Raw genomic sequence first — 21,361 nt, 5'->3', positions numbered from 1 at the left:
GCCGGATTATTCGCTGCGTTCAGGAGGCAAGAACATACCGCGCAGACGGTGTTCTCTGTTGAGGTGAGCGCGTCCAGGCCGGTGGTGTGTGCATGCCTCCCGAGAGGCGCCGCGGTGGGCCCGCGGCGCCGCTCGCTGTTGACGGGGGCAGTGGTGAGCGATACGCCGTGAGCGGTGGCAACGGTGCGCGGCGGTCGTTCCCGGACGGGATTGTCAGTGGCGTGCTGTTCACTGGATTCGGCGGGTTCAGCGGATTCCGCGTCGAAGGCGAGGCCGGGGGAGGCCCGATGAACGGGGCGAAGGGGAGCCAGGAGCAGGGCGGCGTGAGGCAGATCACGACCGCCGGTATGAGATGTCGGCCGGTGCGCCGGAATAGAGCCCCGGGATAAAACGTTCGGCATGCACGTATCAACGGCCTGATCGTGCCCATGCCCGGGTGACGCCCCACCCTTTGAACGCCTGCTGCTCGCCCCTGCTCCGCCACCCCTCACGACACACGCTCACCCTCGACGCCCACCGACGCCCACCTCTGCCGCCCTGGAGGCCGCACGCATGACCCAGACGACGACGGACCAGCTCCCCGGAAGGGCGGCGACCGCCGCTGCCGCGCCCCCGGTGCCCGACCCGGCCGTGGGCGGGCACCGCAGAGCCCGCGGTGGCATCGTCCCGGTTCTCGCCTTCTCCGGCATCGTCGTCGCGGTGATGCAGACGCTGCTGGTGCCGGTCATCAAGGACCTGCCGGTGTTGCTCAACACGGCACCCAGCAATGCCACGTGGGTGATGACGGCCACCCTCCTCGCGGGTGCCGTCTCGACGCCCATCATGGGACGCCTCGGCGACCTCTACGGCAAGCGGCGGATGCTGCTGACCAGCCTCGCGGTCATGGTCGTCGGCTCGCTGATCTGCGGATTCACCAGCGACCTGCTCACCATGATCGTCGGCCGGGCACTGCAGGGCTTCGCCATGGGCGCCATTCCGCTCGGCATCGGCATCATGCGCGACGAGCTGCCGCGCGAACGGCTCGGCTCCGCCATGGGCCTGATGAGCTCATCGATCGGTGTCGGCGGCGGACTCGCACTGCCGGCCGCGGCCCTGGTCGCCCAACACGCCGACTGGCACGCCCTGTTCTTCGGCGCCGCCGGTCTCGGTGTGCTGTCGATGCTGCTCACCTTCCTCGTCGTCCCGGAGAGCGCGGTACGCGCCCAGGGACGCTTCGACGTGGCGGGCGCCCTCGGGCTGTCGGCGGGGCTGGTCGCCCTGCTGCTGCCCATCACCAAGGGCAGCGACTGGGGCTGGGGCTCGCCCACCACCCTCGGTCTGTTCGGCGTCGCGGCCCTGATCCTGGTGCTGTGGGGCGTGATGGAGCTGCGCATGTCCCACCCCCTGGTTGATCTGCGGACCACCGCCCGCCGCGAGGTACTGCTGACCAACCTCGCTTCGATCACCGTCGGTGTGGCCTTCTACGCGATCTCCCTGGTGCTGCCGCAGCTGCTGCAGCTGCCCGAATCGACCGGCTACGGCCTCGGCCGGTCCATGGTGGTGGCCGGCCTGTGCGTGGCGCCGCTGGGCCTGACGATGATGTTCGTCGCCCCGCTGTACGCGCGGATCGCCGCTCGTCGCGGCCCCAAGGTCTCCCTGCTGCTCGGCATGCTGGTCATCGCGATCGGCTACGGCGCGGGCATCGGCCTGATGAACGCCCCCTGGCAGACCGTCATCATCGCGGTGGTCGTCGGCGCCGGCATCGGCCTGGCGTACTCCTCGCTGCCCGCGCTGATCATCGGTGCCGTCGACCCGTCCGAGACCGGTGCGGCCAACGGTCTGAACACCCTGATGCGCTCGATCGGCACCTCGGTGTCCAGCGCCGTGATCGGCATGGTGCTGGCCCATATGTCCCAGCGCGTGGGACCGGTCACGGTGCCCACGATGGCAGGTGTCCGGGTCTCCTTCCTGATCGCCACGGCCGCCGTCCTCGTCGGTGTCGCCCTGGCATCCTTCCTGCCCTCGCAGCGCACGGCATCCCGTCCGACCCTGGTCGCGCAGAGCACGGACGGTGGTGCCGAGGAGGCGCTCGATGCGGACGCCGGGGCCGAGGGTGCGGTCCAACCCGCCGACCCGGCGGCCCGGTTCGTGAAGCCTGCGCCGTCCTGGGCCCGGCCGGCCGTCGCACCGCAAGCCGTCCGCGTACCTTCCGCCCCCGCCGAGACGACCGTGAGCGATCCGGCCGAGGTCCGCTCCGGCTTCGTCGGCCGCGTCCTGGACACCTTCGGTACCCCGGTCCCGGGCGCGAGCATCACCCTGATCGACCGGCAGGGCCGCCAGGCCGGCGTCACCACGGCCGGTGCGGGCGGACGCTATGCGCTCGCCGCCCCCGCGGCGGGCACCTACGTCCTTACGGGCGCCGCGCCCGGTCACGCCCCGTACGCCGCCTCTGCCCTCTACCGCGGCGAGGGCGCCTCGGCCCAGGTCGATCTGATACTCGCGGGCACCGGCCGCCTGGGCGGCGTTCTGCTCGGGGGCCCGGAAGGCGCCCCGCTGTCCGGCGGGAGCATCGTCCTCACCGATGCCGGTGGCGAAGTGGTGACCCGTACCACCTCCGGCGCCGACGGGAGTTGGGACGTCGCCCCTCTGCCGCCCGGCCTGTACACCCTGGTGCTCAGCGCCCCCGGGCACCAGCCGCAGGCCCGCGCGCTGGAACTGTCCGGCGGCGAGCCGGAACGACAGGACATCCGCCTGCAGCCGACCGCAACCGTCCGCGGAACGATACGGGGCCCGCACGGCCGGCCGCTCGCCGATGCCGCCGTGACTCTCGTCGAGGACGGCACGGTCTCCGGGCACACCGTCACCGGACCGGACGGGGTCTTTGCCTTCTCCGACCTGAGTGGCCATCACTACACCCTCACGGCAGCCGGCTACCCGCCCCACGCCGTCCCGATATCCCTCGCCGACGGCGCCCACGAGAGCCTCGACCTGGACCTCGCCCAGCCGCCGGTGTCCGCTCGCTGACGCAGGCGCGGGCGCAGGCGTAGGTGTGTACGTGCACCTCGGACGTGTCCGGGCGATCATGTGACCGCCCTGTGGCCGGAGCGTTGACGCGGGCACGGTGCACGGCGATCCGACGGATGCGGGATGGGAGCGGCTCCGCGGCCCGGGCCGAGGTCCAAACTCATCGGCCGTGCCCTGGCTGATCGTGGCGCACCTCGGCCCCGCCACCCTCATCCCCACCCGAGGCGTGCCGTCATCCCTTGCGGCCGACGCGTTCACGCGCCGAACGGCGGACCGCCACCCCGTCCGCTACGAGTCCCCTCAGCCTTGATACTCCGTGAGATCAATGCTGTGCACCGTCAGCGCATGGCCGTACTCCGGATGCGTCGCCTCCCGCTCGAAGGCCATGCCGAGCTTGCGCAGGACGTTGTCCGAAGCCTCGTGGCCCAGGCGGTTGATGGCGATGACACGGTCGAGGCCGCGGTCCTGGAGGGCGAACTCCAGCACGGCCTGGGCGGCTTCGGACGCGTACCCCTGGCCCCAGTACTGGCGGCCGAAGCGCCAGCTGATCGCCACTTCGTGCCGTGCCTCCGGCAGGGACTCGGGCACGGACAGACCGGCGCATCCGGCCAGTTCGCCCGAGGCGAGCAGCTCGACGGCGAAGAGGCCGAAGCCCTCGTCGTCCCACTCCTCCTCCCAGCGTTCGATCTCCTCGGCGGTTTGCTCCAGGCCGAGAACGGAGCCGTCGCCGATCCAGCGCATGACGGTCGGGTCCGCATTGATGTCCGCCATGGGGGCGAGGTCGTCGTCGGTCCAGCGGCGGAGGATGAGGCGGGGGGTGCGGATCTCGGTCATGCCTCCCATCCTGTCGAATGCAGGGGCTCAGCGGTAATCGCTGCATCCGGCGGCCCGCCCCCCCGCCACCGGTGCCCTGTCGGAAGCGCCACGTGCTGGGGCGCGAGCCAGGACACTCCGTCCTGACGGCCCCGGTGCGGCCGGCTGATCCAGCTCACCGGCCCGCGGATGACCGAGCGGGTACGCAGCGAACAGGCGCGCCGCCCGAATCGCCGCGCCCCCCGGCCCGCCCCGGCCTGGCAAAGCCAACAACATTTTCGCCGGTGCCGCGGCGCTCTCTCCGCTCGCCGATCCGCACAACACCTACGACCCCAACCTCTACGCCCGCATTTCAGGGATTCCCGGTGGCGACGCCGGCGCGGTGCACGGCGATCCGCGTTTCGCCGCCCCCGGCGACGTGCGGCTGCGGACCGGCTCCCCGGCGCTGGGCGCGGGCGTCGCCGTCCCGGGCGGGGGCGACCGTGACTTCTACCGCCATCCGGTTCCCGACCCGCCGAACGTCGGCGCCTACCAGGGACACGGGGCGTAGCGGGTCCGGCGACCGGCAGGGTCACCGGGGCCGGTGGGACCGCCGGGGCAGGTGAGGCCGGTGATCTCGATCGACGGAACGGCCGAACCTGGCGGTGGCACATCCGCAACTCGGGAATTCTCTGCGATTCTGGGCGGCACACCCCGCATACTGGCTGGTCACACCGATTGCTGGGGTTACCGGCGTGCCGAGCGCCCCGGCTCGTTAGTGGTGTGTTAGTGCCTCGTTAGCGGACCGGCAGTGCCCACGGCCACGCTGGCAGGAGCACCGGACGGACCGTACACACCCACGACGAGAGCTCGCACCTACCAGACGAGGGGGACACTTATGTGGCTCACCATCAAGACACTCGGCCGCGGCCGTCGTGTCGCCGCGGGATCGCTGATCGCCGTCGCCGCGCTCGGGCTCACCGCCTGCCAGGGCGGGCCCGACGCCGCATCGCGCCCCTCGTCGGCCGCCGCACCCGTCACCTCCCACGACACGGAGAGCGGTAGCGGCTCGCAGTCGTCCGGCGGCCGTGCACAGCCGTCCGGCGTGCAGCCGCAGTCCTCCGCCCACGGTCAGCGGCCGTCGGCGTCGGCGAAGGCGACACCCCCAGGCGCCAAGCCGACGGGCAAGGCCTCCAGCGCCGCACAGTCCCAGGCCTCCGGCATGACGGCCTCGGACCGCTGCACCGCCGCCAATATGTCGCTGCGCCTGGGCGCCTCCGACATCGGTGCGGGCAACATCCGCTACCCCCTCGTCTTCACGAACAAGGGCAAGAAGGCCTGCTCGCTGCGCGGCTTCCCCGGGGTGTCGCTGATCAAGCGGGACGGCTCGGCCGTCGGCAAGCCCGCCACTCGCGAGGGCGGCTCCGGCGGCGTCGTCCGGCTGCAGCCGGGGCAGAGCGCACACGCCCTGCTGCACACCCTCAACGACGGCGTCTCGGACACCCCGTGCTGGGACCACTCGCAGATCGTCTTCGCCTACCCGCCCGGCTCCAAGGAGTCGATGACCACCGGCAGCGCAGGGCTGCGGGTGTGCGGTGGACGGTTCGGTGTGACGGCGCTGGAGTCCGGTTCCCTGGGCTGACCCGCCGTACGACGACCCGGGAGCCGGGCGACCGCGAAGGTGGTCGCCCGGCTTCCGGCGTTGTCCGGCGGGGCGGTGTCCCCCCGGGTCGGACCGAGCACTCGGGTGGGTGTGTCACCGCAACGGCCCCTTGTGACCGCCCCGCGGCTTCGGATCGGTGTTACCAAGGTGGATGGAAGTCTTGAATTGAGCACTTTCGTTGCATATCTGCCTAGGAGACATCCCCATGTCTGCAGCTTCGAGCGTGGCCGCCCAGGCCGCTGCGAACGGAAAGCCGTCCGCTGAGGACGAGTCCCCGATCCACATCCTCTGGATCAACGCCGGCCTGAGTTGCGATGGCGACTCCGTGTCGCTGACCGCCGCGACCCAGCCGAGCATTGAGGAGATCGCGCTCAGTGTGCTGCCGGGGTTGCCCAAGGTCGCCGTCCACTGGCCACTGATCGATTTCGAATGCGGCCCGGTCCAGGGCGCGGACAATTTCATCGAGTGGTTCTTCAAGGGCGAACGCGGTGAAATCGACCCGTTCGTGCTGGTCATCGAGGGGTCCATCCCCAACGAGTCCATCAAGCCGGAAGGCTACTGGTGCGGTTTCGGTGACGACCCCGAGACCGGCCAGCCGATCACCACCAGTGAGTGGATCGACCGCCTCGCGCCCAATGCACTGGCGGTCGTCGCGATCGGCACCTGCGCCACCTACGGCGGTATCCATGCGATGGCGGGCAACCCGACCGGAGCCATGGGCGTGCCCGACTACCTGGGCTGGGACTGGACGTCCAAGGCCGGGATCCCGATCGTGTGTGTGCCCGGCTGCCCGATCCAGCCGGACAACTTCTCGGAGACGCTGGTCTATCTGCTCTACCAGGCGGTGGGCTCGGCCCCGATGATCCCGCTGGACGACCAACTGCGTCCCACCTGGCTCTTCGGGGCGACCGTGCACGAGGGCTGCGACCGGGCCGGCTACTACGAACAGGGCCAGTTCGCCACCACGTACGACTCGCCCAAGTGCCTGGTGAAGCTCGGATGCTGGGGTCCCGTGGTCAAATGCAACGTGCCCAAGCGGGGCTGGATGGACGGCATCGGTGGCTGCCCGAACGTCGGCGGTATCTGTATCGCCTGCACCATGCCCGGCTTCCCCGACAAGTTCATGCCGTTCATGGACGAGCCGCCCGGCGGCAAGCTCTCCAGCACCGCGAGCGCCGCGTACGGCAGCGTCATCCGCCGGCTGCGGGACATCACCGCCAAAACCGTCGACCACGAGCCCAAGTGGCGCCACCGTGGCGACCAATTGACCACCGGCTACCGGAAACCGTGGTGAGCGCACCTCGCCCGTAGCCGTCCGGTACCTCCGGACCTCCGTCCGACCTCACCTCCGCGCGCAAAAGAAGGGCACGGCACTCACGATGGCACCGAAGACAAAGGCGGCCGGTGACGGCAGCGGTCTGACGGAGATGTCCTGGGATCCGATCACCCGGATCGTGGGCAGCCTCGGTATCCACACGAAGATCGACTTCAAGCAGAAGCGGGTGGCGGAGTGCTACAGCACCTCCTCGGTCTTCCGCGGCTACAGCGTCTTCATGCGGGGCAAGGACCCGCGTGACGCGCACTTCATCACCAGCCGGATCTGCGGCATCTGCGGTGACAACCACGCCACCTGCTCGGTGTACACGCAGAACATGGCCTACGGGGTGAAGCCCCCGCACCTGGGGGAGTGGATCATCAACCTCGGCGAGTCCGCCGAGTACATGTTCGACCACAACATCTTCCAGGAGAACCTGGTCGGGGTCGACTACTGCGAGAAAATGGTCCGCGAGACCAACCCCGGCGTCTGGGAACTCGCCCAGCGCACCGAGGCCCCGCATGCGGCCGACCACGGCTACCGCACCATCGCCGACATCATGAGCTCCCTCAACCCCCTCGAAGGCGAGTTCTACCGCGAGGCGCTCCAGGTCAGCCGCTACACCCGGGAGATGTTCTGCCTCATGGAGGGCCGCCATGTGCACCCCTCCACGCTCTACCCGGGCGGCGTCGGCACCATCGCCAGCGTCCAGCTGTTCACCGACTACCTCAGCCGGCTGATGCGCTACGTGGAGTTCATGAAGCGTGTCGTCCCGCTCCACGACGACCTGTTCGACTTCTTCTACGAGGCGCTGCCCGGATACGAGGAAGTCGGCCGGCGGCGGGTGCTGCTCGGCTGCTGGGGTGCGCTCAACGACCCCGACCACTGCGACTTCACCTATCGCAACATGACGGACTGGGGGCGGAAGATGTTCGTCACCCCCGGCATCATCGTCGACGGCAAGCTGGTCACCAACGACCTCACCGAGATCAACCTCGGCATCCGCATCCTGCTGGGCAGCTCCTACTACCAGGACTGGGAAGGCCAGGAGCTGTTCGTCACCCACGACCCGCTCGGCAACCCCGTCGACCCGCGCCACCCGTGGAACCAGCACACCATCCCCGCCCCGCAGAAGCGGGACTTCAACGACAAGTACAGCTGGGTGATGTCCCCGCGCTGGTTCGACGGCAAGGAGCACCTGGCGCTGGACACCGGCGGCGGCCCGATCGCCCGGCTGTGGTCCACCGCGCTGTCCGGGCTCGTGGACACCCCGTACGTCAAGTCCACCGGCCAGAGCGTCGTCATCGACCTGCCGCGCAGCATGACCAAGCCCGAGGCGCGCTTCGAGTGGAAGATCCCCAAGTGGAGCAACGCGCTGGAGCGTAACCGCGCCCGCACCTACTTCCAGGCGTACACGGCCGCCATGGCACTGCACTTCGCCGAAAAGGGCCTGGAGGAGGTCCGGGCCGGACGCACCCAGACCTGGGAGAAGTTCGAGGTTCCCGACGAGTCCATCGGCTGCGGCTTCACCGAGGCGGTACGCGGCGTCCTCTCGCACCACATGGTCATCCGGGACGGGAAGATCGCCAACTATCACCCGTACCCGCCCACCCCGTGGAACGCCAGCACCCGCGACAGCTACGGCACCCCCGGGCCGTACGAGGACGCCGTGCAGAACACCCCGATCTTCGAGGAGAACACTCCGGAGAACTTCAAGGGCATCGACATCATGCGCACGGTGCGCAGCTTCGACCCGTGTCTGCCCTGCGGCGTCCACATGTACGTCGGCAACGGCAAGACCGTACAGAAGATGCATGTGCCCACCGGCCTGAGCGGGCTGTCGGGATGAGCGCCCGGACCACGACGGCACAGGCCGCCGCACCCCAGGCCGGCGCTCCCCAGGGCGCCGCGGCGCACGGCACCGTGCCGAACGCCGAGGCGACCGGACGGCGCATCGAAGAGGCGCTGGACCGCCTCGCCCAGCGCGACCGCGAGGCGAGCGCCGCCGCCGAGGAACTCGTCCGTGTCCTGATGGACTTCTACGGAGCGGGACTCGCCCGGATCATGCACCTGACGGGCAGCGGCACGGACGACGACGGCCCCCGGTCGGCGCTGCTCCGCGATGAGCTGGTGACCAGCCTGCTCGTGCTGCACGATCTGCACCCCGAGGACACCGCGGCACGCATCGACCGCGCCCTGGACAGCGTCCGCCGTCAACACCCCGCCGAGGTCGGGGAGTTCGACGCGGACAGCGGTGCGCTGCGACTGCGCGCCGGTGACTCCGGAGGCTGTGGCTGCCCGAGCACGAACCAGCAGGCCCAACAGGCCGTCGAGGCCGCCGTGTCCTGCTTCGCGCCCGAGGTGACCTCGGTGCAGTGGGAGGCGGCCGGGGACAGGACCGAACCGACGCTGCTGCAGATCTCCCCTCGCCCGCCGACCGCCACCACCGCCTCGTGAGCGGCCGGCAGACGGCGCCCCCGCGGCTCGGACCGTCGGCCGCCCACCGCGGCCTGCGCCGCTTCCGCGCACCGGTACCCCCCGCCCCCGAACGCTGCGAACTGTGCGGCGTGGTGCTCGCCGAGCACAACCACCGCCACCTGGTCAACACCGAACGCCGCGCACTGGCCTGCGCCTGCACCGCCTGTGCGCTGCTCTTCGACCGGGACGGTGCCGGCGGCGGACAGTTCCGTACCGTCCCCGACCGCTATCTCGTCGACCCCGGCCACACCCTCGACGACGCGGCCTGGAACCTCCTCCAGATCCCCGTCGGCGTCGTCTTCTTCCTGCGCCACGCCGACCTCGACCGGCTGGTCGCGCTCTACCCCAGCCCGGCCGGCGCCACCGAGAGCGAACTCGACCCCTCGACCTGGCAGACCGTGCTCGACGCCAGCCGGCTGGCCGGCCTCCTCCGGCCCGACGTGGAGGCGCTGCTGCTGCGCCGCTTCGAGGGCCGGATCGACTGCTATCTGGTGCCCGTCGACATCTGCTACGAACTCGTCGGCCGGATGCGCCTGTTGTGGCAGGGCTTCGACGGCGGGGCCGAGGCACGCGCCGCGCTCAACGACTTCTTCACCAAGGTCGCCCGCCGGGCCCGCAAGCCGAAGGAGGACGACCGGCCGTGACCGAGCTGTCCTTCGTCTGCACCGGTGTCCGTGCCGAGCGCTACGCCGCCGCCCCCACCCTGCTCTTCCGGCTGCGCATCACCGCCGCCGAAGCGGCCCGGGTGCACGCCATCGCGCTGCGCTGCCAGATCCGCATCGAACCGGCCCGGCGCGGCTACCGCCCCGACGAGGCCGAGGCGCTCTCCGATCTCTTCGGCGAGCGGTCCCGCTGGGGCAGCACCCTGCAGCCCCTGCAGTTCGCCCAGGTCTCCCTGGTCGTCCCCGGCTTCACCGGTGAGACCGAGGTGGAACTCCCGGTCCCGTGCAGCTACGACCTGGACGTCGCGGCCGGCCGCTACTTCCATGCGCTGCGCGACGGCGAGGTCCCGCTGCTGCTGCTGTTCTCCGGCACGGTATTCGCCGGCGCCGGCGGCTTCCACGTCGAGCCGGTGCCCTGGGACAAGGAAGCCTCGGTGCGGATGCCGGTGGCCGTCTGGCAGGAGATGACCGAGGCGCACTTCCCCGGCTCCGGCTGGCTCCGGCTGCCGCGCGAATCCCTCGACGCGCTGCTCGCCTACCGCTCACGGCACGCCCTGCCCTCCTGGCAGGCGACCGTCGAGGCGCTGCTGGCCATCGCCGACGGCACCGAGCCGCCCGCACCGCGCGCCCTGCTCTTCCCCGGCGCCGCAGCGCGCCCCGTCACCGAAAGGACCGCGCCGTGACGACCAGCGTCCTGCCCGACGAGACGGCGGACCGCTTCGCCACCGCCCGCCAGGTGGCGGACGCCGTGCTGTTCGAGGGCTATGTGCTCTACCCGTACCGCGCCTCCGCCGCCAAGAACAAACTCCGCTGGCAGTTCGGCGTCCTCGTACCACCCCACTGGGGCGCCGGGAGCGCGGAACACTCCTTCCAGCGCACCGAGTGCCTGATGGAACCCAGGTCCGGTGCCCGGCTCTCGGCCGAGCTGCGGTTTCTGCACGCACAGCGGCGGACCGTCCAACGCCTGGGCCCAGGAGGTGAGTTCGAGACCGTCGAGGAACTCGAACTGCCCGACCGGGTGCTGGTCCCCTGGGACGAGGGCGCCGAGGAGCGCGTCACGCTCGTGGCCGACATCTCCCAGCTGACCGGCGAGGGCGTCACCGTCCCGTTCAACCGCCCCGCGTGCGAGGAGACCGAGCCGGTGCACGACGCCGACGGGCAGCTCGTCGGCCGGCTGGTGCGCCGCCGCGCGGAGCTCCACGGACGCGTGCGGCTGACCGCGAGCGCGCTCGACGGCCCGTACGCGTCGCTGCGGCTGACCGCGACCGTCGAGAACACCAGCGGCTGGCAACCGGAGGACACCGGCGACGGTCGTGATGCGGCGCTGCCCCACTCGCTGGTCGGTGTCCATCTCTTCCTCGGCCTGAGCGCGGGCTCGTTCGTGTCCATGACCGACCCGCCGGAGTGGGCCGGCGGCGCGGTCTCGGCCTGCCGCAACGAGCACACCTGGCCCGTGCTGGCCGGCGCCGACGGCCGCGCCGATGTGGTCCTGTCCTCCCCGATCATCCTGGAGGACCACCCGGCCATCGCCCCCGAGAGCCCCGGCGCGCTCTACGACGCCCTGGAGATCGACGAAATCCTCGCCCTGCGCACCGCGGCCCTCACCGACCAGGAGAAGCGCGAGGCCCGCGGCACCGACCCCCGCGCCGCCGAGGTCATCGAACTCGCCGACACCATGCCGCCCGAGGTGCTGGAGCGACTGCACGGCGCCGTACGGGCACTGCGCGAGGTCACCGGACCCGGCCCGGCCGCACCCGATGACCTGACCCCCGACCTGCCGGGCCTGCGCCCGGACACTCCCTGGTGGGACCCGGAGAGCGATCGCAGCGTCGATCCCGTCCGCGACCGGATCATGGTCGACGGGCGGTCGGTCGGCGCCGGCAGCCGGGTGCTGCTGCGGCCCGGTCTGCGTCGCACCGACGCCCAGGACCTCTTCCTCCAGGGCCGCACCGCCCATGTCGAGGCCGTACTGCACGACGTCGACGGCGGGGTGCACCTCGCGGTGACCGTGGAGGGCGACCCGGGTGTCGACATCCGGCGCGAACAGGGCCGGTTCCTGTACTTCCAACCCGACGAAATCGCTCCCCTGGAGGACGCGTGAACGCCGAAGCACCCGTCGCCGGGCCGCCCGCGAAGACCCTGATCGCCGGCGTCGGCAACATCTTCCTCGGCGATGACGGGTTCGGCGTCGAGGTCGTGCGCCGACTGGGCGAGCACCGGCTACCTGACGGGGCCGAGGTCGTCGACATCGGCGTACGCGGTGTTCATCTGGCCTATCAGATGCTGGACGGCTACCACACGGTGCTCCTCGTGGACGCCTCCGCACGCGGCGGCGAACCCGGCACCGTCTACCTCCTCGACGCCACCACTCCGGCCGGTGACCGCCCCCAGGACACCGCGCTCGACGGCCACCACATGACCCCCGACACCGTGCTCGCGCTGCTCGACACGCTCAGCGCGGGCACCAACAGCCGGCGCCCGGAGCGCGTCCTGGTCGTCGGCTGCGAACCCGCCGATGTCGCCGAAGGCATCGGGCTCAGCGAACCGGTCGACGCCGCGGTCGACGAGGCCGTGGGGCTGATCCTGCGGCTGGTCGGCGCGGCGGAGCCGACAGTGTCAGCCGCCGGACCGCACACCAGTGAGAGGAACACGACACCATGCTGAAGCTCGCCCTGGGCGGGGCACTCGCCGCCGCGCTCGCCGTCGCCATCAAGGCCGTACTCCCCGACATCCGGCGCTACATGCGGATCCGGTCCATGTGACCGGGTGGCGCTGCACCGAACGGTGTACGCCACCGCGCCGCCCCGGCGAGGCACCGCAGCCGCCCTCCGGACCCGCCGTCTAATGAACCGGGCGGCACCCGGTCGTGCCCGCACCAGAGAGGGACCGATGCACGAGATGTCCATCGCGCTTGCGGTCGTGGAGCAGGTCGAAAGCGCGGACCGGCCCGCCGGGGCCACCACCGTCAACAGCGTCCGGCTGCAGGTCGGCGAACTGGCCGGGGTGGTCCCGGACGCGCTGGCCTTCTCCTTCGAACTCGCCTGCACCGGAACGGTGTTGGAGGGGGCGGAGCTCATCACCGAACCTGTCCCGGCCCGCGCCCGCTGCGGCCCCTGCGCGGACACCTGGCCGGTGGGTATGCCGCCACAGCTCAGCTGTCCCGGATGCGGCGGGGCGACGGCCGAGCTGCTGTCCGGCCGTGAACTGCAGATCGTCCGTGTGTGCTGGAACGACGCCCCGGTACACGTCCCGATTCATGAGGAGCGCTGAACCATGTGCCGTGTCGTCGATCTGCAGCAGGCGGTCCTGGCCAAGAACGACGCCTGCGCCCACACCCTGCGCGAGGATCTCGCCGCCCGGGGCACCGCGGTCGTCAACCTGCTCTCCAGCCCCGGCAGCGGCAAGACCGCCCTCCTGGAGCGGGAACTCACCCTCGCCCACAGCCGGGGCATCCCGGTCGCTGCGCTCACCGCCGACCTCGCCACCGAGAACGACGCCGTACGGCTGGCCCGCTCCCGAGTGCCCGTCAAGCAGGTGCTCACCGACGGGCTCTGCCACCTCGAGGCCGAGATGCTGGGCGGGCACCTCCACGGCTGGCTCCCCGCCGACACCCGGCTGCTGTTCATCGAGAACGTCGGCAATCTGGTCTGCCCGGCCTCCTACGACCTGGGGGAGACGCTGCGCATCGTGCTGGCGTCGGTGACCGAGGGCGAGGACAAGCCGCTGAAGTACCCCACCGCCTTCGGACTTGCCCATCTGGTCGTGGTCACCAAGACCGATATCGCCGAGGCGGTCTCCTTCGACGAGGCGGAGTTCCGCGCCAACGTCGAACGCATCAACCCCGGCGTCGAGGTCGTCCTCACCTCGGCGCGCCGCGGGGAAGGGGACGGTGTGCTGGTGGACCGGGCACTGGCCGCACGCGACGGAGCGCCGGTGCACATCCCGGTCATGACCCGCAAGTCCCATCACGTCCATGACGCCGAGGACGGCCAGCCGCACGACGAGAGCCACACCCACGACGAGAACCACACCCATGGCGACGGCCACACCCACGACCGGGAACACGCTCACGCCCCGCGGGCACACGACCGCGGCCATGCGCACACGACCGACCCCGACACCGTGGCGTCGAGCCGCTCATGACCACCGGGCAGGTCGACGGGGTCACCGCGACGGCCCCCACTACAGCCGCCGTACGCCGGCGGATCACCGTGCGCGGCGTCGTCCAGGGCGTCGGCTTCCGCCCGTTCGTCCACGCCCTCGCCACGGAACTGGGCCTGACGGGCCATGTGACCAACACCGGCGAGGGCGTTGTCGCCGAGGTCGAGGGCGCCGCCGCCGCGCTCGCCCGGTTCGGCCGGCGGATCAGCGCCGATGCGCCACCGCTGGCCGTGGTCGAGACCGTCGATGCCGAGGACGTCGCGGTGACCGGCGACACCGGATTCCGCATCCTCCCCTCGCGTACCGACGGCCTCTCCCGCACCCTGGTCTCCCCGGACGCCGCCACCTGCGACGCCTGCCTCGCCGAGCTGACCGACCCGGCCGACCGCCGCTACCGGCACCCCTTCCTCACCTGCACACATTGCGGGCCGCGCTTCACCATCGTCACCGCGGTCCCCTACGACCGTGCGCTGACGACCATGGACCGCTTCCCGATGTGCCCCCGCTGCGCACGGGAGTACGCGGACCCGGCCGACCGGCGCTTCCACGCCCAGCCCATCTCCTGCCACGACTGCGGCCCCCGACTGCGTCTGCTCACCGCGGACCCGGACGACCGCACCCGCCCACCGCGCCCGGCGCCCGGCGCCGACCCGGTCGCCGGCACCCGCCGGCTGCTCGCCGACGGCGCGATCGTGGCGGTCAAGGGCCTCGGCGGCTACCATCTCGTCTGCGACGCCGCCGACGACACTGCCGTCACCCTGCTGCGTCGGCGAAAGGCCCGCGGTGACAAGCCCTTCGCCCTGATGGCCCGTCATATCGCCGATATCGAGCACGCGGTACACGTACGAGCCGAGGAGCGCGCCCTGCTCACCGGGCCCGCACACCCCATCGTCCTGCTGCGCCGCCGCCAGGATCCGGCGCCGGCCCCGAACGCGCCGGTGCTGTCCGGGGCCGTCGCCCCCGGCAGCCCCGACCTGGGCGTCATGTTGCCGTACACCCCGCTGCACCATCTGCTGCTCGGTCTGCCCGGCGATCCGCCGGGCCCCCGGCTGCTCGTCATGACCAGCGGCAATGTCGCCGGCGAACCGATCGTCACCGACGACGAGGAAGCCGTACGGCGCCTGGCACATCTGGCGGACGCCTGGCTCACCCACGACCGGCCGATCCGGATCCCGTGCGACGACTCCGTGGTCCGCATCAGCGACGGGGAGCCGCTGTTCGTCCGCCGCTCGCGCGGCCACGCGCCGCTCCCCGTCCGGCTCCCGGTGCCGGTACGGCCCGCCCTGGCGGCCGGCGGCGACCTCAAGAACGTGCTCTGTCTCGCCGAAGGCCACCGCGCCTGGCTGTCCGCGCACATCGGCGACATGGACGATCTGGCGACCCAGCTCGCGTTCGAGGAGGCCGAGGCGCATCTGGAGACGGTCACCGGGGTGCGCCCGCAACTCCTCGCCGCCGACCGGCACCCCGGCTACCGCTCCGGGCAGTGGGCACAGCGCCACACCGACGGCCGGCCGCTGGTACGCGTCCAGCACCACCATGCCCATGTCGCCGCGGCCATGGCCGAACACGGCCTCCGCGACGGCCACCCCGTCATCGGTGTCGCCTTCGACGGCACCGGCTACGGCGACGACCACGCCGTCTGGGGCGGCGAGATCCTGCTCGCCGACTACGACGGCTACCGCCGCTTCGGGCAGCTCGCCTACGTCCCGCTGCCCGGCGGCGACACCACCGTACGGCGCCCCTACCGGATGGCCCTGGCCCATCTGCGGGCCGCCGGCATCGACTGGGACGTGGACCTGCCCCCGGTGGCGGCCTGCCCGCAGGAGGAGCGGCGGCTGCTGGCGCGGCAGCTCGAACGCCACCTCAACTGTGTGCCCACCTCCAGCATGGGCCGCCTCTTCGACGCCGTCTCCTCGCTGGCCGGGATCTGCCACCACGCCGGTTACGAGGCCCAGGCCGCCGTCGCCCTCGAAGCCGCGGCCCTGACCGCGGGCGAGGACCGCGGACCCGGCTATGCGTTCGCGCTGCGCTCCGCGCCGTCGGGCGGGACGGGTGCCGACACCGTCGCCGATCCGGCGCCGGTGCTCACCTCCGTCGTCGCGGACCTCCGCGCGGGCACCGCCCCGGCGCTGATCGCGGCCCGCTTCCACACCGCGGTCGCCGACCTCGTCCGGCGCGGCTGCGCGCTGGCCAGGGAGCGCGCGGGCCTGACGACCGTGGCACTCACCGGCGGCGTCTTCGCCAACACCCTGCTGGCCGAGGCCACCGCCCGCCTCCTGCGGCAGGACGGCTTCACCGTTCTGCGCCACCGCCACGTCCCGCCCAACGACGGGGGACTGGCGCTCGGCCAGATCGTCGTGGCGGCGCGCACCGCAGGAGCTGCCGCGCGCTGAGCGGCGCCCACGGCGCGGCGGACGCAATGTACTCACGACGAGGAGAGGCCCATGTGCCTGGCGGTACCCGGCAAAGTATTGGACATCGAGGAACGGGACGGCACCCGTATGGCCACCGTCGACTTCGGCGGTGTGGTCAAGGAGGTGTGCCTGGAGTACGTCCCCGACCTGCAGGTCGGCGAGTACGCCATCGTCCACGTCGGCTTCGCGCTGCAGCGGCTGGACGAGGAATCCGCCCGGCAGACCCTGGCCCTGTTCGAGGAACTGGGCCTGCTGCAGGAGGAGTTCGGCGACCCCTGGGAGGCGGCTGCCGCGCCCCCGGGATGGGATGAGGCGGCCACCGGGGCGGGCGCCGCACCGGCGGCCGCGGCCGGCGACGGAGCGCGGGAGGCGGGCCGGTGAAGTACCTCGAAGAATTCCAGAACCCCGAGCTCGCCCACCGGCTGCTCGACGAGATCCGGTCCACGGCGACCCGGCCGTGGGCCCTGATGGAAGTCTGCGGCGGTCAGACCCACACCATCATCCGCCACGGGATCGACCAACTGCTGCCCGATCAGGTCGAGTTGATCCACGGGCCGGGCTGCCCGGTCTGTGTGACGCCGCTGGAGGTCATCGACAAGGCCCTGGAGATCGCCGCCCGCCCCGACGTGATCTTCTGTTCCTTCGGTGACATGCTCCGCGTCCCCGGCAGCGACCGGGATCTGTTCCAGGTGCGCAGTCAGGGCGGCGATGTGCGGGTCGTGTACTCCCCGCTCGACGCGCTGAAGATCGCCCAGCAGAACCCGCACCGTGAGGTGGTGTTCTTCGGTATCGGCTTCGAAACCACCGCACCACCGAATGCCATGACGGTCCATCAGGCCCGCAAGCTCGGCATCGCCAACTTCAGCATGCTGGTCTCGCACGTCCGGGTACCGCCCGCGATCGAGGCCATCATGACGTCGCCCGGCTGCCGGGTCCAGGCGTTCCTCGCCGCCGGTCACGTATGCAGTGTGATGGGGATGGGGGAGTACCCCGAACTGGCCGCACGCTTCCGGGTGCCGATCGTGGTCACCGGCTTCGAACCGCTGGACATCCTGGAGGGCATCCGTCGCACCGTCCGCCAGCTGGAGCGCGGCGAACACACCGTGGACAACGCCTACCCGCGCGCCGTACGCAGCGAGGGCAACCCGGCGGCCCAGGCCATGCTCGCGGATGTCTTCGAGGTCACCGACCGCGCCTGGCGCGGCATCGGCACCATCCCCGCCAGCGGCTGGCGGCTGTCGGAGCGCTACCGCGACTACGACGCCGAGCACCGCTTCTCCGTCAGTGGCATCACCACCAAGGAACCCGCCGCCTGCCGCAGCGGGGAAGTCCTCCAAGGGTTCATCAAGCCGCACGAGTGCGAGGCCTTCGGCACGCTGTGCACCCCGCGCACTCCGCTCGGCGCCACGATGGTCTCCAGCGAGGGCGCCTGCGCCGCCTACTACCTCTACCGCCGACTCGGCACCACGCCCACCCCACAGGAGGCGAGCCCCGTTGTCTGACACCATCCATCCCACCCCCGGAGGCCCCACCCCCGGAAGCCCCACCCCCCACGGCGGACCCACCCCCGGTGGTCCCACTCGCGGCGGTCCCACCCCGGCCGACCGCGGCCTGCCCACCGTCGACATCTCCGGCTGGACCTGCCCCACCCCGCTCCGCGACCAGCCCCGCGTCGTCATGGGGCACGGCGGGGGCGGCGCACTGTCCGCCGAACTCGTCCAGCAGATCTTCGCCCCCGCCTTCGGCGGCGAGATCCTCGCCCAGCTCGGTGACTCCGCTGCGGTGTCCCTCGGCGGCGTACGCCTGGCGTTTTCCACCGACTCCTATGTCGTCCGGCCGCTCTTCTTCCCGGGCGGCTGCATCGGCGACCTCGCCGTCAACGGCACCGTCAACGACCTTGCCATGAGCGGCGCCAGGGCCGCTTACCTCTCCTGTGGCTTCATCCTGGAGGAAGGCGTGGAGATGCCGGTGGTGGCCGGTGTCGCCGACGCCATGGGCGCGGCCGCGCGGGCCGCCGGTGTCGAGGTGGTCACCGGCGACACCAAGGTCGTCGAGGCGGGCCACGGTGACGGCGTCTACCTCAACACCGCCGGGATCGGGCTGATCCCGGCGGGCGTCGATCTGCGCCCACAGCGCGTCACCCCCGGCGATGTGGTGATCGTCAGCGGCGACATCGGCCTGCACGGCGTGGCGATCATGAGCGTGCGCGAAGGCCTGGAATTCGGGGTCGAGATCGAGAGCGACTGCGCGCCCCTCGGCGGCCTCGTCGAGACCATGCTCGCCGTCACCCCCGACCTGCATGTGCTGCGCGACCCCACCCGCGGCGGCCTGGCCGCCGCGTTGTGCGAGATCGCCACCGCCTCCTGCACCGGCATCGTCATCCAGGAACGTGCCGTCCCCGTCCCGCCGGCCGTCGCCAATGCCTGCGCGATCCTCGGCCTGGACCCGATGTACGTCGCCAACGAGGGCAAGCTGGTGGCATTCGTCCCCCGCGAACACGCCGACGCCGTGCTGGACGCCATGCGCGCGCACCCTCTGGGCGCCGGCGCCGCGATCATCGGCGAGGCCGTCGCCACCCACCCCGGCATGGTGGTGGCCGGCACTCCGCTGGGCGGCACCCGGGTGGTCGATCTGCCGTTGGGCGAGCAGTTGCCGCGGATCTGCTGAGCGGGTCTCCCGGGGTACGGCGGAGGGCGGCGCCCGTTTCGGCGCCGCCCTCGGTCCGGGTGTCCGGTCCCGCTCAGGTCTTCTTCAGCAGCCGGGACCCGAACCAGTCGTCGGAGTCCTGTACCCCGGGCAGGATGAAGAAGTAGCCGCCGCCGAGGGGGGTGATGAACTGGGACAGCGGCTCGTGCCGCAGACGCCGCTGTACGGTGGCGAACTGCCGCTCAGGGTTCTGCTGGTAGCCGCAGAAGACCAGCCCCAGGTCCATCCGTCCGGAGTGGTCGAAGCCCTGGTCGTAGTTGTAACTCCGGCGCAGGAAACGGGACTTGTCGGTCTTCTCGGTGCGCGGGTTGGCCAGTCGGATATGCGAGTTGAGCGGGATCTTCCTGCCGTGCGGGTCCTCGCGGTACCTCGGCGGGTCCGTCTCGTGCTCGCTGTCCAGCGGTGCACCGGTCGCCTTGCGCCGGCCGAAGATCTTCTCCTGCCGGGCCACCGGCACCTTGTCCCACTTCTCGATGTGGAAGCGGATCAGACGCAGCACCTGATAGCTGCCGCCCAGGGCCCAGTCCGGCTCCCCGCAGGGCGGGGTCACCCACATCAGCCGGTTCATCTCCCGGGCCGACCCGGTGTCCGGATTGACGATCCCGTCCTTGAAGCCGACGAAGGTGCGCGGCGAGCCCGAGGGCCGCGACGGATTGAGGAAGGCGTCCGCGCGCCAACGGGGCCGCAGCAGGCCGTCCGTCTCCCGCGCCAGATCGCGCAGCACATGGACGATGGCGTCCGGATGCTGGGCGCAGATCTGCAGTGACAGGTCACCGTGGCAGCGGGACGGCTCCAGCCGGTCGTCGGGGAACGCCGGCATGGCCTTGAGGTGCCGGGGCTTGTGTCCCGAGAGCCCGAACCGGTCGTCGAAGAGGGAGGCACCCACGCCGAGCGTGATGGTGAGTGAGTCGGGGGTGGGCCGCTCCGAGGCGACCTGCTCGTCCAGCGGCTTGACCCCGCCCGCCAGCACCCGCGAGCGCGTGGTGAGCTTCTGGAACAGATCAGTCAGGCCCGCACGGTCCTCGGCCAGCACATCGAAGCCGACGAACCCGGCGAAGAGCTGCTGGGGGGTCACGATGCCGGCCTGATGGCGCCCATGGAAGGGCACCTTGTCGGGCAGCCGCGCCCCGCTGTCGCGGAGCCCGCTCGCGGACCGGTCCGCCGCAGCGGCGGCTGCCTCCCGGCCGAGTCCCGTCGCGGCCGCCACGCCGGCGAGCCCCGCTGCACACTTGAGAAAGCCCCGGCGCCCGTCCTCGCGCACAGGGGCACGTTCGTCGCCGGCCTGATCACATCTCATCGTCCCGCCCATCCTGACTGCGTCGTCCGGCAGCCGCGTGCCTGCACAAACCTGTGCGCGATGCTCGTCGCCCCCGACGCGACGGCCGGGAGCAACACGGTGTCCGCGCCCGATATCACGCCTTGGCCACGGGCCGGTCGTCCGAATGGCGCAGCCAGAGGGCCCCCCGCGCGACACGGCCCCGGAGCGCTTCTAGCGTCGGCCCTGTGACCTGCCCGGACTCGGCACAGCGCGACGCCGTGGCCGCCCGTCACATACAGCGCACCGCCACCGATCCGACGGACCCCACATGAGCACATCCACCGACGCGAGCACAGTCATCGGCGAGGCCAGACCCGCCGGTGACGGCACCTCCACCGAGGCGAGCACCGCCCTCGGCGAGTGCACCTCCACCGATGAGGGCACAGCCGTCGGCGAGGAAGCAGCCGTCGGCGAGGACGCACCCGTCGGTGCGGACACCTGTACCGAGGAGCGCACGGCCACCGGCGAGAGCGCAGGGGCCGGGGATGTCTCACCCGAGGGCACGGCCGCCGGGGAGTGTACGGCCGTCGATGACGCCGCGCCCGCCGATGCGGGCGCGCCGCTCGATGGCCCGCCCGCATCCTGGCTGCGTATCGAGAAGGGCCATGCCGAGCCCGAGGAAATCGCCGCGATCAGCGTCGTGCTGTGGGCCCAACTCGCCGGTATGCGCGCCGTCGCCGAGCGCGGCCAGGCCGAGGAGCGGCCCGTCGCCCGGCGGCACCACGCCCGCCACACCGCATGCTGGTCGGGCTGCTGGACCTGCGGCTGAACCCTCCGGGCGCGCACCGTCGGCCGACGGTCCCCGCCAGGCCGCTGCGTTCTCCGGACCAGCCGCGCTCGCCCGGCCGG

At 71.6% G+C, this 21,361-nt stretch carries 20 protein-coding genes; 18 read left to right on the top strand and 2 right to left on the bottom strand.

What is annotated here, in order from left to right; genetic code table 11:
• The first annotated feature begins 552 nt into the window (after positions 1 to 552).
• Positions 553 to 3,003 carry an MFS transporter gene (locus ACWGI6_RS32210; RefSeq protein ID WP_453270785.1) on the top strand — a complete coding sequence of 817 codons (2,451 nt, stop codon included), beginning with the start codon at positions 553 to 555 and terminating at the stop codon, positions 3,001 to 3,003.
• Positions 3,004 to 3,303: 300 nt separating this feature from the next.
• On the opposite strand, the gene ACWGI6_RS32205 is transcribed toward ACWGI6_RS32210, so the two are convergent.
• On the bottom strand, positions 3,304 to 3,837 hold the full coding sequence (locus tag ACWGI6_RS32205) for a GNAT family N-acetyltransferase (RefSeq protein ID WP_453270784.1): 534 nt from the start codon (positions 3,835 to 3,837) through the stop codon (positions 3,304 to 3,306).
• A 361-nt stretch (positions 3,838 to 4,198) separates the two neighbouring features.
• Between ACWGI6_RS32205 and ACWGI6_RS32200 the strand changes: the two genes are divergently transcribed.
• The 16 genes from ACWGI6_RS32200 (at position 4,199) to hypE (ending at position 19,155) form a co-directional block, all read left to right on the top strand.
• Entirely contained in the window at positions 4,199 to 4,366 is a 168-nt protein-coding gene (locus ACWGI6_RS32200; RefSeq protein WP_453270783.1) for a hypothetical protein, read from the top strand.
• Between the two features lie 327 nt (positions 4,367 to 4,693).
• Positions 4,694 to 5,437, top strand: coding sequence for a DUF4232 domain-containing protein (locus ACWGI6_RS32195; RefSeq protein WP_453270782.1), 744 nt, complete (start codon positions 4,694 to 4,696; stop codon positions 5,435 to 5,437).
• A 226-nt stretch (positions 5,438 to 5,663) separates the two neighbouring features.
• On the top strand, positions 5,664 to 6,752 hold the full coding sequence (locus ACWGI6_RS32190) for an NADH-quinone oxidoreductase subunit B family protein (RefSeq protein WP_393904931.1): 1,089 nt from the start codon (positions 5,664 to 5,666) through the stop codon (positions 6,750 to 6,752).
• Positions 6,753 to 6,837: 85 nt separating this feature from the next.
• Entirely contained in the window at positions 6,838 to 8,622 is a 1,785-nt protein-coding gene (locus ACWGI6_RS32185; protein ID WP_453270781.1) for a nickel-dependent hydrogenase large subunit, read from the top strand.
• A complete protein-coding gene (locus ACWGI6_RS32180) occupies positions 8,619 to 9,230 on the top strand; it encodes a hypothetical protein (protein WP_453270780.1) in 612 nt (203 codons plus the stop codon). The genes ACWGI6_RS32185 and ACWGI6_RS32180 overlap by 4 nt, the downstream gene beginning before the upstream one ends.
• Positions 9,227 to 9,895 (top strand): DUF5947 family protein, encoded by a 669-nt coding sequence (locus tag ACWGI6_RS32175; protein ID WP_453270779.1) that lies wholly within the window; start codon positions 9,227 to 9,229, stop codon positions 9,893 to 9,895. The genes ACWGI6_RS32180 and ACWGI6_RS32175 overlap by 4 nt, the downstream gene beginning before the upstream one ends.
• Complete coding sequence (locus ACWGI6_RS32170) at positions 9,892 to 10,596, top strand: DUF6084 family protein (protein WP_453270778.1); 705 nt, start codon at positions 9,892 to 9,894, stop codon at positions 10,594 to 10,596. Before ACWGI6_RS32175 ends, ACWGI6_RS32170 begins: the two co-directional genes overlap by 4 nt.
• On the top strand, positions 10,593 to 12,014 hold the full coding sequence (locus ACWGI6_RS32165; protein WP_453270777.1) for a hypothetical protein: 1,422 nt from the start codon (positions 10,593 to 10,595) through the stop codon (positions 12,012 to 12,014). The genes ACWGI6_RS32170 and ACWGI6_RS32165 overlap by 4 nt, the downstream gene beginning before the upstream one ends.
• Entirely contained in the window at positions 12,011 to 12,577 is a 567-nt protein-coding gene (locus ACWGI6_RS32160) for a hydrogenase maturation protease (RefSeq protein WP_393904925.1), read from the top strand. Before ACWGI6_RS32165 ends, ACWGI6_RS32160 begins: the two co-directional genes overlap by 4 nt.
• On the top strand, positions 12,571 to 12,675 hold the full coding sequence (locus ACWGI6_RS32155; RefSeq protein ID WP_453270776.1) for a DUF6893 family small protein: 105 nt from the start codon (positions 12,571 to 12,573) through the stop codon (positions 12,673 to 12,675). The genes ACWGI6_RS32160 and ACWGI6_RS32155 overlap by 7 nt, the downstream gene beginning before the upstream one ends.
• A 127-nt stretch (positions 12,676 to 12,802) precedes the next feature.
• Positions 12,803 to 13,183, top strand: a complete 381-nt coding sequence (locus ACWGI6_RS32150; RefSeq protein ID WP_453270775.1) for a hydrogenase maturation nickel metallochaperone HypA/HybF — start codon at positions 12,803 to 12,805, stop codon at positions 13,181 to 13,183.
• A 3-nt stretch (positions 13,184 to 13,186) separates the two neighbouring features.
• Positions 13,187 to 14,056, top strand: a complete 870-nt coding sequence (gene hypB / locus ACWGI6_RS32145; protein ID WP_453270774.1) for a hydrogenase nickel incorporation protein HypB — start codon at positions 13,187 to 13,189, stop codon at positions 14,054 to 14,056.
• A complete protein-coding gene (gene hypF / locus ACWGI6_RS32140) occupies positions 14,053 to 16,467 on the top strand; it encodes a carbamoyltransferase HypF (protein WP_453270773.1) in 2,415 nt (804 codons plus the stop codon). Before hypB ends, hypF begins: the two co-directional genes overlap by 4 nt.
• Positions 16,468 to 16,518: 51 nt before the next feature.
• The gene (locus ACWGI6_RS32135; RefSeq protein ID WP_453270772.1) at positions 16,519 to 16,869 is read left to right on the top strand and encodes a HypC/HybG/HupF family hydrogenase formation chaperone; all 351 of its coding nucleotides are present in this window, start codon (positions 16,519 to 16,521) and stop codon (positions 16,867 to 16,869) included.
• A complete protein-coding gene (gene hypD, locus ACWGI6_RS32130; protein ID WP_453270771.1) occupies positions 16,866 to 17,990 on the top strand; it encodes a hydrogenase formation protein HypD in 1,125 nt (374 codons plus the stop codon). Before ACWGI6_RS32135 ends, hypD begins: the two co-directional genes overlap by 4 nt.
• A gap of 109 nt (positions 17,991 to 18,099) precedes the next feature.
• On the top strand, positions 18,100 to 19,155 hold the full coding sequence (gene hypE / locus ACWGI6_RS32125) for a hydrogenase expression/formation protein HypE (protein ID WP_453270792.1): 1,056 nt from the start codon (positions 18,100 to 18,102) through the stop codon (positions 19,153 to 19,155).
• 73 nt (positions 19,156 to 19,228) lie between these two features.
• Here the strand turns inward: hypE and efeB are convergent, their stop codons facing one another.
• Positions 19,229 to 20,491 carry an iron uptake transporter deferrochelatase/peroxidase subunit gene (efeB, locus tag ACWGI6_RS32120; protein ID WP_453270770.1) on the bottom strand — a complete coding sequence of 421 codons (1,263 nt, stop codon included), beginning with the start codon at positions 20,489 to 20,491 and terminating at the stop codon, positions 19,229 to 19,231.
• A gap of 289 nt (positions 20,492 to 20,780) precedes the next feature.
• Between efeB and ACWGI6_RS32115 the strand changes: the two genes are divergently transcribed.
• Positions 20,781 to 21,281 (top strand): hypothetical protein, encoded by a 501-nt coding sequence (locus ACWGI6_RS32115; protein WP_453270769.1) that lies wholly within the window; start codon positions 20,781 to 20,783, stop codon positions 21,279 to 21,281.
• The last annotated feature ends 80 nt before the right edge of the window (positions 21,282 to 21,361 follow it).

This window comes from Streptomyces sp. NPDC054786 (assembly GCF_053611685.1).
The sequence above is the reverse complement of the archived record's forward strand: the minus strand, read 5'-3'. Positions and strand labels throughout refer to the sequence as shown.